Genomic DNA, 15,838 nt, shown 5'->3' on the forward strand with positions numbered 1-15,838 from the left:
TGGGTCGCGCGACGGATTTTTCCAACGTCGCCGCGTAGCGTTGCTAATGAGCCACGCGGAAGACGCGCCAACATGAACGTCTGTTCAAACTGACTAACAAGTGGTGACGATCGGAGGGGCGGCGCTCGGACCGTCACAATCGCAGAAATAGCTGTGCTGCGGGACTAACTGGCGCGTACCAGGTGATATAATGGCGCGGTCGCCAGAGATGAAGATGAAGTTAATCGCTGCGGCCCGCGCATGCGCGGAGTTCTCGCTCAGCGCTTGAAGAATGGCTCGATGCGCTGCGCGTTGCGGATGAACGCGGCCATCACCACGACGCCGAGGACGAACAGCACCGCCTGCAGGATGTGGGTCGACATGTCATCGAGCCCGAACAGGATCGCCAGCGCCCAGCCGCCGGCGAAAGCAGCGCCGAACACTTCGGCGCCGATCAGGATCGCGGCGCTGATGACGGTGACGACGCTCGGCCAGGCGATCTGGCGGGCGGTTGGGGCGGAGGTCTTGCTCATTGGTCTCAAATCCTCTGGGGCGGCGCGCAATCTCTCCGAAAATGGCCGCCGCGGCAAGCGCAAGCCGATGATCCCCTAAAGTGTCAGCACTTGGGCGGCGACTTGGGCATGGCGGCCTGCGATGAATAATCGCGCGCCAGCCGGGCCCGATGGCGCAAAAAAGCCCTACCGGGTGCTATATGTTCGCAAGTCGCGACGCCAACGCAGGATTCCTTGATGTCTGAAAGCTCCGGACCGATTGCCGCAGCCCCGCGCGCGGACAATCCGCTGCTCGATGCCTGGACCACGCCATTCGAAACCCCGCCGTTCACCGCCATCGCGCCGGAGCATTTCCTGCCAGCGTTTGAGCAGGCCTTTGCGGACCATGCGGCCGAGATTGCGGCCATCACCCACGATCCGTCCGAGCCGGATTTTGACAACACCATCACGGCGCTGGAGCGCTCCGGGAAGCTGCTGAACAAGGTCGCGGCGGTGTTCTACGACCTGGTGTCGGCGCACTCCAATCCGGCGCTGCTCGAGATCGACAAGGACGTGTCGCTGCGGATGGCGCGGCACTGGAATCCGATCATGATGAACGCGGTGCTGTTCGGCCGCATCGCGGCGCTGCGCGACAAGCGCAATGAGCTGAACCTGACGCCCGAGCAGCAGCGGCTGCTGGAGCGCACCTATACCCGCTTCCACCGCTCCGGCGCCGGCCTCGATGACGCCGCTAAGGCGCGGATGGCCGAGATCAACGAGCGCCTGGCGCAGCTCGGCACCAGCTTCAGCCACCATCTGCTTGGCGACGAGCAGGAGTGGTTCATGGAGCTCGGCGAAGGGGACACCGAAGGCCTGCCGGAGAGCTTCGTCGCCGCCGCCAAGGCGGCCGCGGAGGAGCGCGGCCTGCCCGGCAAGGCGGTGATCACGCTGTCGCGTTCCTCGGTCGAGCCGTTCCTGAAGATGTCGAGCCGCCGCGACTTGCGCGAGAAGGTGTACCGCGCCTTCATCGCCCGCGGCGACAACGGCAACGCCAACGACAACAACGCGCTGATCGGCGAGATCTTGAGCCTGCGCGAAGAGAGCGCCAAGCTGCTCGGCTATCCGACCTTCGCGGCCTATCGGCTCGCCGATTCGATGGCCAAGACGCCGGAAGCCGTGCGCGGCCTGCTCGAGCGCGTCTGGAAGCCGGCACGGGCCCGCGCGCTCGCCGACCGCGACGCGCTGCAGGAATTGGTCACCGAAGAGGGCGGCAACTTCAAGCTGGCGCCGTGGGACTGGCGCTATTACGCCGAGAAGCTGCGCCAGCGCCGCGCCAATTTCGACGACGCCGCGATCAAGCCGTATCTGTCGCTCGACAACATGATCGCCGCGTCGTTCGACACCGCCACGCGGCTGTTCGGCGTCACCTTCGAAGAGCGCAAGGACGTGCCGGTGTGGCACCCTGACGTCCGCGTCTGGGAGGTCAAGGATGCAGACGGCGGCCATCGCGGGCTGTTCTATGGCGATTACTATGCCCGTCCGTCGAAGCGCTCCGGCGCCTGGATGACCTCGCTGCGCGACCAGCAGAAGCTCGACGGCAATGTCGCGCCGCTGATCATCAACGTCTGCAACTTCGCCAAGGGCTCGGAGGGCGAGCCGTCGCTGCTGTCGCCCGACGATGCCCGCACGCTGTTCCATGAATTCGGCCACGGCCTGCACGGCATGCTGAGCGACGTCACCTATCCGTCGCTGTCGGGCACATCCGTATTCACCGACTTCGTCGAGCTGCCGTCGCAGCTCTATGAGCACTGGCAGGAGCAGCCGCAGGTGCTGCAGCAGTTTGCCCGTCACTATCAGACCGGCGAGCCGCTGCCCGACGATCTCCTGAAGCGCTTCATCGCCGCGCGAAAATTCAACCAGGGCTTTGCCACCGTGGAGTTCGTGTCGTCGGCGCTGCTCGACCTCGAATTCCACACCCAGCCGGCCGCGAGTGTCGGCGATGTGAAGGAATTCGAGCAGCGCGAACTCGCCAAGATCGGCATGCCCGAGGAGATCGCGCTGCGCCACCGGCCGACCCAGTTCGGCCACATCTTCTCCGGCGATCACTACGCCTCCGGCTACTACAGCTACATGTGGAGCGAGGTGATGGATGCCGACGCGTTCGGCGCCTTCGAAGAGGCCGGCAACATCTTCGATTCCGCCGTCGCCAAGCGGCTGCGCGACGACATCTACGCCTCCGGCGGCTCGCGCGATCCCGAGGAAGCCTACATCGCCTTCCGCGGCCGCGCCCCCGAGCCCGACGCCCTGCTGCGCCGCCGCGGCCTGCTCGACACGCCGGAGGCTGCGTAGGTGATGGCTGTGTTGTCCGGTCAGTTCTCCACGCCGTCATTGCGAGCGAAGCGAAGCAATCCAGCTCCGTGCACTGGGCTGGATTGCTTCGTCGCGGAGCCTGTGCCCGGACAGCGCGCAGCGCTGATCCGGGTGCTCCTCGCAATGACGAAACGCGTGGTGATGGGGCTTATCGTCACCGTTGGTCTCGGCCTCACAGCCGCCCACGCCCATCCCCACGTCTGGATCACCGCCACCAGCGAACTGGTCTACGCACAGGACGGCTCGTTCACCGGTGTCCGCCACGCCTGGGCGTTCGACGACATGTTCTCGACCTACGCGTTGCAGGGCATCGAGACCAAACAGAAGGGCGTGTTCACCCGCGAGGAACTGGCGCCGCTGGCGCAGACCAATGTCGAATCGCTGAAGGAGTTCGCCTATTTCACCTTCGCCAAGGTGGCTGGCAAGAAGCAGAAATTCGGCGAGCCGGTCGATTACTATCTGTCCCACAAGGACGGCGTGCTGACGCTGCACTTCTTCCTGCCGCTGAAGGCGCCGGTGAAGAGCCCCGAGCTCGCCGTCGAAGTGTTCGATCCGAGCTACTTCATCGACTTCACCTTCGCCGAGAAGGACCCGATCAAGCTCGCCGGCGCGCCGGCCGGCTGCGCGCTGAAATTCGAGCGCCCCAATGACGGCACCGCGACCGCGCAGCGGATGAGCGAGGACAACTTCATGAACGGCGACAACTCGAACTACGGCGCGATGTTCGCCAACAAGGTCGAGGTGAAGTGCCCGTGACGGAGCCGAGACGCGTCATCACGTCGGATGGTCAGCACCGAGCCAGCCCCGTCATTGCGAGCGCAGCGAAGCAATCCAGAAGCCCCGCGCACGGCGCTGGATTGCTTCGTCGCGGAGCCTGTACTCGGACGGCGCGAAGCGCCGATCCGGGTGCTCCTCGCAATGACGCGGAGGGGTGGTCGCCTCGCGCCTTAGTCATGCTCTGCGTCGCCCTGCTCGCCGCTAGCCTGTTCGCCGACGCCTCCCTGCACGCCGCCTTGGCGCAGAATCCGTTCGGCGCCCCGAAATCGGCGCCTGAGCCGCAGGCGGGTGGGGTGATCGGCTGGCTGCTGGCGCAGCAGTCGGCGTTCTACAAGCAGATGTCGGCGACGATCCGTGCCGCCAAGGCGGACGGCAGCGCGGTGTGGACGCTGCTCGGCATCTCGTTCGCCTACGGCATCTTCCACGCCGCCGGCCCTGGCCACGGCAAGGCGGTGATTTCGTCCTACATGATCGCCAATGAGGAAACCGCGCGGCGCGGCATCGTGCTGTCGTTCGTGTCGGCGATGCTGCAGGCGCTGGTCGCGGTGCTGATCGTCGGCGTCTGCGCCTGGCTGCTCAACGCCACGGCGAAGACAATGTGCAGCGCCGAGCGCGTCATCGAGATCGCCAGCTATGGCCTGATCGCGGCGTTCGGCGCGCGGCTGGTATGGAGCAAGGGCGGCGGCTTCTTCCGCGCGCTGAGTGCGACCCGCCGCCCCGGCCTCGCGCTCGCCCCGGCGCCGGCACATGCGGGGCACGGCCACGAGCACGCGCATCATGACCATGATCATCATCACGGTCACGACCACAGCCATGCCTTGCAGGCCCATGCCGGCCACGACCATCACCACGGTCACGACCATCATCCCAGTCATGACCACGGCCACGCTCACCAGGATCATGATCACCATCACGCTGCTGGTGAAGCCTGCGACCATTGCGGCCATTCGCACGGTCCGGAGCCGGCGGAACTCGCCGGTCCCGGCGGCTGGCGGCGTGGGCTCGGGGCGGTGCTGACGGTCGGCATTCGGCCGTGTTCGGGTGCAATCCTGGTCCTGGTGTTCGCGCTTGCTCAGGGGCTGTTCTGGGCCGGCGTCGCCGCCACCTTCATGATGGGGCTCGGCACCTTCATCACGGTGGCGGCCATCGCCAGCATCGCGGTTTCGGCCAAGGGCCTGGCCAAGCGGCTGTCGGCCGGTCAGGCCGGCGGCGGCGCGCTGGTGATGCGCGGCATCGAATTCGGCGCCGCCGGACTGGTGCTGCTGTTCGGCATCGGGCTTCTCCTGGGCTATGTGGCGGCCGAACGCGTGACCTGTCTTTAACCAGCCGGTCGTAACTTCGGGGATGTCCCGGAGACGCGGCGCCGCACCCGTTGTGAATCGGCGATCGAACCCCAACTACCGAGTCGTGCGACCGCGTTGACCGCAGATCCCGCAGTCACCGCGTCGTCTTGACAACGATAGGCCAAAGCGCGAAGCCAACCAGCATCATGACGGTGATTGTACCCCTCCACGGCCCCGCGCCCGTTCCGGCCCCCGCGCCCGAGCGCGTCGGCGTGCTGCTGGTCAATCTCGGCACCCCCGACACCTGCGACACCAAGGGCGTGCGGGTCTATCTGCGCGAGTTCCTGTCGGACCCGCGGGTGATCGAGAACCAGGGCATCTTCTGGAAGCTGGCGCTCAACGGCATCATTTTGAACACCCGTCCGGCCCGCAAGGCCAAGGACTACCAGAAGATCTGGAACACCGACAAAAACGAATCCCCGCTCAAGACCATCACCCGCGCACAGGCCGAGAAGCTCGGCGCTTCGCTGGCCGGCCGCAGCCATCTGGTGGTGGATTGGGCGATGCGCTACGGCAATCCGTCGATGCGCGACCGTATCGAGGCGCTGGTGCGCCAGGGCTGCTCGCGCCTCCTGGTGGTGCCGCTATATCCGCAATATTCCGCCGCCACCTCGGCCACAGTGTGCGACCAGGCGTTCCGCGTGCTGCGTGAGCTCCGCGCGCAGCCGACGCTGCGGGTGACGCCGCCGTATTTTCGCGACGTCGCCTATATCGACGCGCTGGCGAACTCGATCAACAAGCACCTCGCCACGCTGCCGTTCGAGCCCGAGCTGATCGTGGCGTCGTTCCACGGCATGCCGCAGGCCTATATCGAGAAGGGCGATCCGTATCAGTCGCAATGCGTCGCCACCGTCGAGGCGCTGCGCGAACGGATGGGGCTCGACGACAAGAAGTTGCTGTTGACCTTCCAGTCCCGCTTCGGCTTCGATCAGTGGCTGCAGCCCTACACCGACAAGACCATCGAGAAGCTCGCCAAGGACGGCGTCCGCAAGCTCGCGGTGGTGATGCCGGGCTTCGCCGCCGACTGCCTCGAGACGCTGGAAGAAATCGCGCAAGAGAACGCCGAGATCTTCATGCACAATGGCGGCGAGGAATTCTCCGCCATCCCCTGCCTCAACGACAGCGACGACGGCATCGACGTCATTCATCAGCTCGTGGTGCGCGAGCTGCAAGGCTGGTTGTAGCGGCCCGCTGTAGCGGCTGCTGACAGAGCCGATCCTCCTCGATGGATTCAAACTGCATTTCCACACGGTGCCGTCATCCTGAGGTGCCCGCAGGGCCGCGCTCAGCGCGGCCCTGCGGGCCTCGAAGGATGAGCCGCAGGGCACCTTGGCCGCATCCTTCGAGGCGCACTACGCGCGCACCTCAGGATGACGACTCTGTGCTTGAGGACATTTCGATCGATCTGATGTCATGCTCCAGCTGCCGCAATCGCCGCAGGATCGCCGCTCGCTTTCGCGGCGCGCTAACCTTACACTCCTGACCGACGACCCATCACCGAGTTTCGCCGCGCGGGCGAGCGCATTGCCGTCGCCGCGCCGGCTTGCGCGCGCGGGCGGCCCCCAGGAGACGCCAAATGTATAATCTGTCCGGCTTCGACATCTTCGCCATCCTGATCGTGCTGCTGGTGATCCTGACGCTGTTCGCCGGCGTCAAGACGGTGCCGCAGGGCTACAACTGGACGATCGAGCGGTTCGGCAAGTTCACCCGCACGCTGGCCCCGGGCCTCAATCTGATCATCCCGTATTTCGATCGCGTCGGCCGCAAGATGAACGTGATGGAGCAGGTGCTCGAGATTCCGCAGCAGGAAGTCATCACCAAGGATAATGCCAGCGTCACCGCGGACGGCGTCGCGTTCTTCCAGGTGTTCGACGCCGCCAAGGCGAGCTACGAGGTGGCCAATCTGGAGCAGGGGATCATCGTGCTGACGATGACCAACATCCGCTCGGTGATGGGCTCGATGGATCTCGACCAGGTGCTGTCGCATCGCGACGAGATCAACGAGCGGCTGCTGCGCGTTGTCGACGCCGCGGTGTCGCCATGGGGCGTCAAGGTCAACCGCATCGAGATCAAGGACATCGTGCCGCCGGCCGATCTGGTCGAAGCGATGGGCCGGCAGATGAAGGCCGAGCGCGTCAAGCGCGCCGACATCCTGCAGGCCGAAGGCGCGCGGCAGTCGGAGATCCTCCGTGCCGAGGGTGCCAAGCAGGGCCAGATCCTGCAGGCCGAAGGCCGGCGCGAGGCCGCGTTCCGCGACGCCGAGGCGCGCGAACGAAGCGCCGAGGCCGAAGCGCGCGCCACCCAGATGGTCAGCGAGGCGATCTCCAAAGGCGACGTCGCGGCGCTGAACTACTTCATTGCCGACAAATACATCAAAGCGTTCGGCCAGCTCGCCGAGTCGCCAAACCAGAAGGTGATCATGCTGCCGGTCGAGGCGATGAGCATGTTGGGCTCACTCGCCGGCATCGGCGAAATTGCCAAGGCGACGTTCGGCGAAAGCGCCGCCTCCGCCCAAGCCGCCGCCCGCCGCAGCGGCTCCGTGCCGCCGGCCGGGCCGACGAAGGCGTCGTGAGCGCTGGCGGGACCGCACCGACCTATCGCAATGAGGCACCACCTCTCCACCCGTCATGCCCGGCCTTGTGCCGGGCATCCACGCCTTACTGACGACAACGCAGAAAAGGCGTGGATGGCCGGGACAAGCCCGGCCATGACGGGGAGAGGCAAGCGTGACACGCAAAGTTCGAGCAAGGCCAACCACCTCTCCCCGTCATTGCGAGGAGCGCAGCGACGAAGCAATCCAGGAGCCCCGTACACGGCCCTGGATTGCTTCGCTTCGCTCGCAATGACGGGCTACACTGAGCGCCTCTGCAAGGTGCGATCATGACTGACCTTTTCATCTCGCTCGGTGCCTGGAATTGGCTGATCGTCGGCTTCATCCTGATGGCGCTGGAGCTGCTGGCGCCGGGGATCTTCCTGTTCTGGCTCGGCCTCGCCGCGCTGCTGACCGGGCTGGCGACGTTTGCGTTCGCGGCGGTGGCCGCGCTGTCGTGGCAGGCGCAATTCCTGCTATTCGCCGTGCTGGCCGTCGCGGCCGTGCCGCTGTGGCGTCGGGTGGCGCGCGGCGGCGAGGCGGAATCCACCGCCACCAACCCGTTTCTCAACCGCCGCACCGACGCGCTGGTCGGCCGCGAATTCACTTTGGAAAGGCCGATCGTCGGCGGCGTCGGCTCGGTGCGGATCGACGACACCTTCTGGCGCGTCACCGGCCCGGATGTCCCGGCGGGAAGCCGCGTGAAGATCGTGCAGGCGGACGGGGTGAATTTGATCGTGGCGGCGGTGTAGCCGACTTCGTCCTTTGCCTCACGCCCGGCGTCATCCTGAGGCGCCGCCGCGCAGCGGCGGCCTCGAAGGATGGGCCACAAGGATCATGCGCCGGCGCGCGCGTCCGCATCCTTCGAGGCTCGCCTCACGGGCGAGCGCCTCAGGATGACGGCGCAGAATGCGGGGAGATGCCGAGCCGACGGGCGTGGGCCTTACGCCACCCCGGCCCGCAGCAAATCGTGCAGGTGCACGATGCCGACCGGCTTTTTGCCTTCGGTCACCAGCAGCGCGGTGATCTTCGAGGAGTTCAGCAGCTCGAGCGTCTCGCCGGCCAAAAGGTTCGGGCTGATCGTCTTCGGGCGCTTGGTCATCACCTCGTCGACGGTGGCGGTCATCAGGTCCGGGCGCATGTGGCGGCGCAGGTCGCCGTCGGTGACGATGCCGGCGATCGCGCCGCTGCCATCGACGATGCCGACGCAGCCAAAGCCCTTGGCGGACATCTCGACCAGCGCGTCCGACATCTTGGTGCCGAGCGGCTTCAGCGGCACGGCGTCGCCGGTGTGCATCAGGTCGCGGGCGTATTTCAGCATCGCGCCGAGCTTGCCGCCCGGATGCAGCACGCTGAAATCGGTCGAGGTGAAGCCGCGGCTCTCGAGCAGCGCGATCGCGATCGCGTCGCCGAGCGCCAGCATCATCAGCGACGAGGTGGTCGGCGCCAGATTGTGCGGGCAGGCCTCGCGCGCCTTCGGCAGCGTCAGCGCGATGTCGGCGGCCTGCGCCAGCGTCGAGCCCGGGTCCGACGTCATCGCGATCAGCGCGATTTTGAAGCGCTTGGCGTAGCTGATCAGGTTCTTCATTTCCGGCTGCTCGCCGGACCACGACATTGCCAGGATGATATCGTCGGCGGTGATCATGCCGAGGTCGCCATGGCTGGCTTCCGAGGCGTGGACGAAGAACGCCGGCGTGCCGGTCGACGCGAAGGTCGCAGCGATCTTGCGGCCGATATGGCCGGACTTACCGAGGCCGGTGATGATCAGCCGGCCCTTGCCTGACTGCACCATCTCCACGGCGGCCACGAAGGCGGCGCCGAGCTCGCCGCGCAGCGCCGCGGCAAGCGCCGTGACGCCATCGGCTTCCGACTCCAGCGTGCGCAGGGCCGAGGGAATGGCGGCAAGGGCAGGAGCGGTCATCGCGGATTTCGTGGTGCGGGGTTTGGAAAGAGCCATGCAAATTCCCGAAGCATGAGCCGAAGCGGCCGGACCTCTTCCTAGCATGCCACGGTACGGGAAGCGACGCGCCCGGGCACGAACCGGAAAGGTTCTCAACCGCTCGTTAGGACCGTTTCTCAACCCCTCCTTAACCATAAACGTTTTAACTCCATTAACGATGATCAGCGCCGCTCCGCTGGCTCGTCCGCGTATGAAATTGAATTTGTTGAGGTTTTTAGGTCGTGACGGCGGCGTCAGCATTGCGCTCTTCCCGGCCAGCAGCATGGCTGCTGGCCGCTGCCGCGTGCGCGCTGCTGGTGCCGATCGGCCCGGCGCAGGCGCAGAGCCTGACCCGCGACCTGTTCAGGGCAGAGCCGGGCGCTTTCGTCCCAGCCCAGGATCGTCCGCTGCAGCGCCTCGCGCAGCCGGCACGGCCGGGGCAGGCCGATCCGTTCGATACCGACGACATGCGCGGAACGCGCAACGCGCGGGCCCGGCCGGGCGCCGCGCCTGAATTCGGGCTGCAGCGCCCGAGCCTCGGCGCCGGCGGCACCGGCTATGACGCGCTCGGCCGCAAGCGCCAGCAGCCCAAGATTCTGCCCGGTGCACCGCGGCCGAGATCGATCGGCCCCGGCTCGCCGGTGGTGACGCCTGTGCCGCCGCCCGCCCGGCCGCTGCCGCCCTCACAGGCCGCCGCCAAGCAGCCGGTCGCCGCCGCCTTCCGGGGCACGCTGCCCGGCCAGCCGCTACGCCGCCGGCTCAAGGTCGACGACGATCCGTTCGGCCCGGTCGGCGACTACGCCGGCAGCTTCCTGATCAAGGGCGCGCTCGAGCTGAACGGCGGCTACGATACCAATCCGGGCCGCATTGCCACGCCGCAGGCGTCCGGCTTCTACAAGGTGTCGCCCGAGCTGATGGTGAGCTCGGACTGGGACCGGCACGCGCTTGTCGCCGATCTGCGCGGTTCGTTCACCGGCTACGGCCACGAGTTCAACAATCCGACCAGCGGGGTCACCTCGGCGCCGCGGGTGCTGGACCGCCCCGATTTCGACGGCCATATCGACGGTCGGCTCGATGTCAGCCGCGACACCAGGCTGCTCGGTCAGGGCCGTGTGATCGTCGGCACCGACAATCCCGGCAGCCCGAACAACGTGGCGGGTCTACAGAAATTCCCGGTCTACACCCAGGTCGGCGTGTCGGGCGGCGTCGATCAGACCTTCAACCGGTTGCAGGTCACGGCGATCGGCGGCGTCGATCGTCGCACCTTTCAACAGTCGGTGTTCACCGACGGCAACACCGAGCCGAACACCGACCGTAACTTCAACCAATATGCCGGCACCGGCCGTGTCAGCTACGAAGTGTTGCCGTGGCTCAAGCCGTTCGTCGAGGGTCAGTACAGCGAGCGCCAATACGAGACGCCGGTCGACCGCTACGGCTATCGGCGCGACAGCACGGGCGGTTACTTCAAGGGCGGCACCAGCTTCGAGCTGAGCCGGCTGCTGACCGGTGAGGCCTCGATCGGCTGGGCGTCGCGCACCTACACCGATCCGCGGCTGCTTCCGCTCGACGGCCTGCTCACCAGCGCGTCGCTGATCTGGACGGTGACGCCGCTGAGCAGGTTTCGGCTCACTGCCGACACCTCAATCGATGAATCTCCGCTCGCCGGCGTCTCCGGCGTGCTCACCCGCACCTACACGGCCCAGGTCGACCACGACTTCCGCCGCTGGCTGACCGCGATCGGCAAGTTCACCTATGCGACCTACGACTACCAGGGCTCCGGCCGCAACGACCGCTTCACCTCGGTCGAAGGCAACCTGGTCTACAAGATGAGCCGCCAACTCTGGGTCAAAGGCACCCTGCGCCGCGACCAACTCGACTCCAATGTGGTCGGCGGCAGCTACAACGCCACGGTGGTGATGCTCGGCGTCAGGTTGCAGAACTAAGCCTCTCCCCGCGCCCCGCGCGCTCCCTCTCCCGCTTGCGAACCCGGAATCTCGAGCTTGTTGCAAAGAACAGTGGTCCAAACTTCTGGATTCCGGGTTCACGCAGCTGCGCTGCGTGCCCCGGAATGCCATGCTTGGGGCATGGAGGAAGCCTCTCCCGCTGCACAGCACGCTCCCTCTCCCGCTTGCGGGAGAGGGCTGGGGTTAGGGCGACGCGCACTCAGTGCCCGGGGACCCCCCACCCCCAACCCCTCCCCGCAAGGGGAAGGGGGGAGGCACAGTGTGCCCTCCTCAATACGGCCGTCGCGCCTTGATCCTGCGGAACCGCACGCCGCTGCCGTCGGGTAGGCGTGTGGCCACATAGCCGGCGTCGAGGCAGGCTTCGCGCTGCGGCATTTTTTCTTCCGGCGCACGGGTCGAATCCCACCACGAGGCGCGCTGCGACGCGCGCGGCAGGTCGAAGCCGAGCATCTGTTCGATCTCGTCGATGCTCAGCACCAGCTCGGTCGCGGTCTGCCGCTTCAGGTGATCGCGCAGCGGATCGAATTTGCTCACGTCTGCAGGTCCTCGTTCGCGCCCGATGCAGGAAAGTACAGGGCCGGTCAGTTGTCGGTCGAGCTCGGCGCGTATCGGTGAAATGCGCCGTTAACCGCCGCCCCTGTCATGGTCGCAACTTAAACGCTCCGCAAGTTTTGCGTGGCTAGCGTCCGCCATGGACAGCAGCGGCGGGCTCTTCGAACGGATCAGGCAGGAAATGCGGCGAGGCCGGCGGATGTCGGCCCGGCTCCTGATCATTTCGTCGATCGTCACGGTGTTGGGCTTTTCCGGCGTCTGCGGCAGCATCATGCTGGAGATGCGCCGCAGTGCCCAGGAACTGGCGCGCCAGACGCAGGAAAATCTCGCCTCGACGATCGGCGCCGACATCAACCGCAACATCGAACTGTACGACCTGTCGCTGCGAGCGGTCGTCAGCAGTCTCGCTCTGCCCGAACTGGCGCAGGTCGACGCCAAGATCCGCAATCTGATCCTGTTCGATCACTCGGTGTCGGCGAAGCATTTCGGCCCGATGCAGGTGTTCGATCCGACCGGCAGGCTGTGGCTGGACTCGGCGACGCTGACGCCGCAGAGCGTCGATCGCGCCGGCGAGGAATTCTTCCGCGTCCATGTCGAGCAGCCCGATCTTGGCCTGTATATCAGCCGGCCGATGCAGCATCGCGGCACCTATTCGGTGGTGCTGAGCCGGCGCGTCTCGGCACCCGACGGCAGTTTGGCCGGCGTCGTCGCCGGCTCGATCCGCTTCAGCTATTTCAAGGACCTGTTCAACCGCCTGCATCTCGCCCCGCAGGACGTCATCGCGGTGGTGGCACGCGACGGCACGCTGATGATGCGAACGCCGTTCGATCCCGGGCTGCTCGGCACCAACGTGATGACCAATATCGGCATCGACAAGCTGCTCGGCCAGCGCCGCGGCTGGTTCAGCGGTCACGGCAAGATCGACAAGATCGGCCGGATGTACGTCTGGGCCGACAGCAGTCGGCCGCTGATCGTGCTGGTCGGCCGGTCGTGGGACGACGTCTTCGTGATGTGGCGACAGGAGGCGCTGCGGATCGGCGCCATTCTGCTGGTGCTCGCCGTCATCGTTGCCGGCTTCACGGTATTCTTCATCCGCGAGATCGACCGCCGTGCCGACGCCGAGCGCCGGCTGGAAGAGCTGGCGACCACCGACGGGCTGACCGGGCTGACCAACCGCCGCAAATTCGATCTGGTGATGGATCGCGAATGGCGCCGCGCGGTACGTTCGGCAACGCCGATCTCGCTGCTGATCATCGACGCCGATCACTTCAAATCGTTCAACGACAATTTCGGCCATCAGGCCGGTGATCAGGTGTTGGTCGGCATCGCGCTGTGCATCGCCGACTCGGCGGCACGTGCCGCCGACTGCGCCGCCCGATTCGGCGGCGAAGAATTCGCCGTGCTGCTGCCGGGCATGAATGCAACGCAGTCGCAGGGCGTCGCCGAAACGATCCGCCGCAAGGTCGAGCTGTGGTCGGAAGGGCAGGCCGGCGTGACCGTCAGTATCGGCGTCGCCAGCATGACCCCGGCACCGTCACAACATTGGTCGGTGCTGTTCGAGGCCGCTGACAAAGCGCTGTATGCCGCCAAGGACCTCGGCCGCAACCGCTGCGTGGTCGCGGCCAGCCGCGCCGACCTTAATCTGGTCGCCTGAACTTTGCCTCAGCCGCCAAGATAGCGCTTCATGTCGGCCACCAGGCCGTCGCGCAGGTCGGGACGGCGCATCCCAAACGCGATGTTGGCGCGCAGGAAGCCGGCCTTCGAGCCGCAATCATGACGCTCGCCCTCGAACTCGACGCCGTAGAACTTCTGCGTCCTGGCGAGCCCGATCATCGCGTCGGTCAGTTGAATCTCGCCGCCAGCGCCGCGCTCCTGCGTGGCCAGGATCTGGAAGATCTCCGGCTGCAGGATATAGCGACCCGAGATCGACAGGTTCGACGGTGCCGTGCCGGGCGCCGGCTTCTCGACCATGCCGTCGATTTCGAACATCTTGCCGTCGCGCTTGCCGACGCCGCAGATGCCGTATTGATGCGTCTTGTCGGTCGGCACTTCCTCGACCGCGATGACGTTGGTCTTGTCGCCGAGCTTTTCGGCCGCGAGGATCATCTGCTTCAGGCAGCCCGGATCGTTCAGAACCAGCTCGTCCGGCAGAACCACCGCGAACGGCTCGTTGCCGACGATGTCGCGCGCGCACCACACCGCGTGACCCAGCCCGTGCGGCGCCTGCTGGCGGGTGAAGCTCATCGCGCCGGCTTCCGGCTGATCCCGCGCCAGGATGTCCATCTCGCTTTTCTTGTTGCGCTTCTCCAGCGTCACATCGAGCTCGAACTGGCGGTCGAAATGATCCTCGATGACGCCCTTGTTGCGGCCGGTGACGAAGATGAAATGCTCGATCCCGGCTTCCTTGGCCTCGTCGACGACGTATTGTATCAGCGGCTTGTCGACGATCGTCAGCATTTCCTTCGGCATCGCCTTGGTGGCGGGAAGGACGCGGGTGCCGAGGCCGGCGACCGGAAAAACGGCTTTGCGGATTTTCATGGGGCGATGATCTTTCGAAAGCGGCAGGAACGAGCGGGGGATCGTTGCAGCCTGCAACCAAGGCGGATGTGTGAAGGTTCCTTGTTGGTAGCAGGACGTCGTTAACGGCAGAATGTCACGTCCGACGCCGCGGCGTCGGACCAGGATGGCACATCAAAACAGCGGCGTCCCCGGGACAAAAGCATCGAACGCCGCCCAGAATTGTTGTCGGTAGCGATCCTGCTCCTGCAGAATCTCGTGCTTGGCGCCGGCGATCACCAGATGCGAGCCGGCGCGCAGGTGATAGGCGAATTCTTCGATCGCGGAAGTCGATACCACGGTGTCGTGGCTCGCCGCCATCATCAGGATCGGCTGGCGGATCTTCGACGGATAGTCCGCGACACGGAAGCCGTGCATGGTGCGGAACGCGGTGTCGGCCCAGGCGGCGGTCGGCGAGGCGAGGCCCAGCGTCGGGTCTTCGGCGACGATCGCGGCGTTACGGGCGTAGCGAACCGGATCGGAGGTCAGCTTGTTGCCGACGAACGGCTCCGTGTTGGCCAACACGTCGTTGCCGCCGGGCACGTAGCGACCGCCCTGGCCGGCCAGCCGCATCGCCCGCAACAACAGCCGCACCGGCAGCGAGGTGGCGCGGCCCGGCAGGTCGATCATCGGCGCCGATAGCACCATGCGATCGAACCAGCGCTTGCCGGAATGCGCGATGCGCAGCATCACCGCGCCGCCCATCGAATGCGCCAGCGCGAAATGCGGCGGCGGGCAGTCCGGCAGCACGATCTCGCGGACGAAGGTTTCGACGTCGACTTCGTAGTCCGCGAAATTGCGGACGTAGCCCTTGCGCGGATCGCGCAGCCGCCGCGCCGAATGGCCCTGGCCACGCCAGTCGATCATCGCCACCGCAAAACCGCGGTCCTGCAGATCGCGCACCGTCTCGAAGTACTTCTCGATCTGTTCGGTGCGGCCGGTAAAGACACAAACCGTACCCTTGCGACCCGCCGGCGCCGGCCAGCGCGCATAGCGCAGCTCGGTGCCGTCCGGCGTCTTGATGGTGCCGGAGACCGCTCCCTCCGGGACCGGATTGGCGGGTATCGAGACGAGCGTCATGAGCCATGTCCGGAGGGTTAAAGCGCTGGGAGACAGGGAGAAAAAAACGTCGGCCGGAAGATCGCGGAGACCTCTTGAACCCCGCAACGACCCTCCCATATCATTTTCGTGCAGGCCACACCACGGCAGGACCTGAGTTTCAGAACCTGCTCCGGCTGCACCCAGACGATGCCCGGCCCGATGGCGGGCGGGTACTC

13 protein-coding genes are annotated in these 15,838 nt (G+C 66.1%); 8 read left to right on the plus strand and 5 right to left on the minus strand.

Annotated elements, in window-relative coordinates:
- Nucleotides 1-257: 257 nt before the first annotated feature.
- On the minus strand, nt 258-512 hold the full coding sequence (locus D4Q52_RS17045) for a hypothetical protein (protein WP_119857765.1): 255 nt from the start codon (nt 510-512) through the stop codon (nt 258-260).
- 216 nt (nt 513-728) lie between these two features.
- Here D4Q52_RS17045 and D4Q52_RS17050 point away from each other — a divergent pair, with 216 nt between their 5' ends.
- The 6 genes from D4Q52_RS17050 (at nt 729) to D4Q52_RS17080 (ending at nt 8,302) form a co-directional block, all read left to right on the plus strand.
- Nucleotides 729-2,819 (plus strand): M3 family metallopeptidase, encoded by a 2,091-nt coding sequence (locus D4Q52_RS17050; protein WP_119857766.1) that lies wholly within the window; start codon nt 729-731, stop codon nt 2,817-2,819.
- Between the two features lie 144 nt (nt 2,820-2,963).
- On the plus strand, nt 2,964-3,596 hold the full coding sequence (locus D4Q52_RS17055) for a DUF1007 family protein (RefSeq protein ID WP_119857767.1): 633 nt from the start codon (nt 2,964-2,966) through the stop codon (nt 3,594-3,596).
- A 197-nt stretch (nt 3,597-3,793) separates the two neighbouring features.
- The gene (locus D4Q52_RS17060) at nt 3,794-4,939 is read left to right on the plus strand and encodes a nickel/cobalt transporter (RefSeq protein WP_119857768.1); all 1,146 of its coding nucleotides are present in this window, start codon (nt 3,794-3,796) and stop codon (nt 4,937-4,939) included.
- A 167-nt stretch (nt 4,940-5,106) separates the two neighbouring features.
- Nucleotides 5,107-6,144 carry a ferrochelatase gene (gene hemH / locus D4Q52_RS17065; RefSeq protein WP_119857769.1) on the plus strand — a complete coding sequence of 346 codons (1,038 nt, stop codon included), beginning with the start codon at nt 5,107-5,109 and terminating at the stop codon, nt 6,142-6,144.
- 401 nt (nt 6,145-6,545) lie between these two features.
- The gene (locus D4Q52_RS17070; protein ID WP_119857797.1) at nt 6,546-7,532 is read left to right on the plus strand and encodes an SPFH domain-containing protein; all 987 of its coding nucleotides are present in this window, start codon (nt 6,546-6,548) and stop codon (nt 7,530-7,532) included.
- 308 nt (nt 7,533-7,840) lie between these two features.
- Complete coding sequence (locus D4Q52_RS17080) at nt 7,841-8,302, plus strand: NfeD family protein (protein WP_119857771.1); 462 nt, start codon at nt 7,841-7,843, stop codon at nt 8,300-8,302.
- Nucleotides 8,303-8,493: 191 nt separating this feature from the next.
- Here D4Q52_RS17080 and D4Q52_RS17085 read toward each other — a convergent pair whose 3' ends face one another.
- Entirely contained in the window at nt 8,494-9,507 is a 1,014-nt protein-coding gene (locus D4Q52_RS17085) for a KpsF/GutQ family sugar-phosphate isomerase (protein WP_119857772.1), read from the minus strand.
- A gap of 242 nt (nt 9,508-9,749) precedes the next feature.
- Between D4Q52_RS17085 and D4Q52_RS17090 the strand changes: the two genes are divergently transcribed.
- Nucleotides 9,750-11,432, plus strand: a complete 1,683-nt coding sequence (locus tag D4Q52_RS17090) for an outer membrane beta-barrel protein (protein WP_425328490.1) — start codon at nt 9,750-9,752, stop codon at nt 11,430-11,432.
- Between the two features lie 291 nt (nt 11,433-11,723).
- On the opposite strand, the gene D4Q52_RS17095 is transcribed toward D4Q52_RS17090, so the two are convergent.
- On the minus strand, nt 11,724-11,987 hold the full coding sequence (locus tag D4Q52_RS17095; RefSeq protein WP_119857774.1) for a DUF7662 domain-containing protein: 264 nt from the start codon (nt 11,985-11,987) through the stop codon (nt 11,724-11,726).
- Between the two features lie 217 nt (nt 11,988-12,204).
- On the opposite strand from D4Q52_RS17095, the gene D4Q52_RS17100 reads away from it, so the two are divergent.
- The gene (locus D4Q52_RS17100; RefSeq protein WP_425328491.1) at nt 12,205-13,659 is read left to right on the plus strand and encodes a sensor domain-containing diguanylate cyclase; all 1,455 of its coding nucleotides are present in this window, start codon (nt 12,205-12,207) and stop codon (nt 13,657-13,659) included.
- Between the two features lie 8 nt (nt 13,660-13,667).
- Here the strand turns inward: D4Q52_RS17100 and galU are convergent, their stop codons facing one another.
- Nucleotides 13,668-14,543 (minus strand): UTP--glucose-1-phosphate uridylyltransferase GalU, encoded by an 876-nt coding sequence (galU, locus tag D4Q52_RS17105; protein ID WP_119857776.1) that lies wholly within the window; start codon nt 14,541-14,543, stop codon nt 13,668-13,670.
- Nucleotides 14,544-14,696: 153 nt separating this feature from the next.
- On the minus strand, nt 14,697-15,641 hold the full coding sequence (locus D4Q52_RS17110; RefSeq protein WP_119857777.1) for an alpha/beta hydrolase: 945 nt from the start codon (nt 15,639-15,641) through the stop codon (nt 14,697-14,699).
- Nucleotides 15,642-15,838 lie beyond the last annotated feature (197 nt).

The sequence above is a fragment of the Rhodopseudomonas palustris genome (assembly GCF_003591005.1).
Classification (GTDB): Bacteria; Pseudomonadota; Alphaproteobacteria; order Rhizobiales; family Xanthobacteraceae; genus Rhodopseudomonas; species Rhodopseudomonas palustris_K.

Coding starts and splice junctions, on each gene's coding strand:
- D4Q52_RS17050 (WP_119857766.1), top strand. CDS start 729: ATGTCTGAAAGCTCCGGACCGATTGCCGCAGCCCCGCGCGCGGACAAT.
- D4Q52_RS17100 (WP_425328491.1), top strand. CDS start 12,205: ATGTCGGCCCGGCTCCTGATCATTTCGTCGATCGTCACGGTGTTGGGC.
- D4Q52_RS17055 (WP_119857767.1), top strand. CDS start 2,964: ATGACGAAACGCGTGGTGATGGGGCTTATCGTCACCGTTGGTCTCGGC.
- D4Q52_RS17060 (WP_119857768.1), top strand. CDS start 3,794: ATGCTCTGCGTCGCCCTGCTCGCCGCTAGCCTGTTCGCCGACGCCTCC.
- hemH (WP_119857769.1), top strand. CDS start 5,107: ATGACGGTGATTGTACCCCTCCACGGCCCCGCGCCCGTTCCGGCCCCC.
- galU (WP_119857776.1), bottom strand. CDS start 14,543: ATGAAAATCCGCAAAGCCGTTTTTCCGGTCGCCGGCCTCGGCACCCGC.
- D4Q52_RS17110 (WP_119857777.1), bottom strand. CDS start 15,641: ATGACGCTCGTCTCGATACCCGCCAATCCGGTCCCGGAGGGAGCGGTC.
- D4Q52_RS17085 (WP_119857772.1), bottom strand. CDS start 9,507: ATGGCTCTTTCCAAACCCCGCACCACGAAATCCGCGATGACCGCTCCT.
- D4Q52_RS17045 (WP_119857765.1), bottom strand. CDS start 512: ATGAGCAAGACCTCCGCCCCAACCGCCCGCCAGATCGCCTGGCCGAGC.
- D4Q52_RS17080 (WP_119857771.1), top strand. CDS start 7,841: ATGACTGACCTTTTCATCTCGCTCGGTGCCTGGAATTGGCTGATCGTC.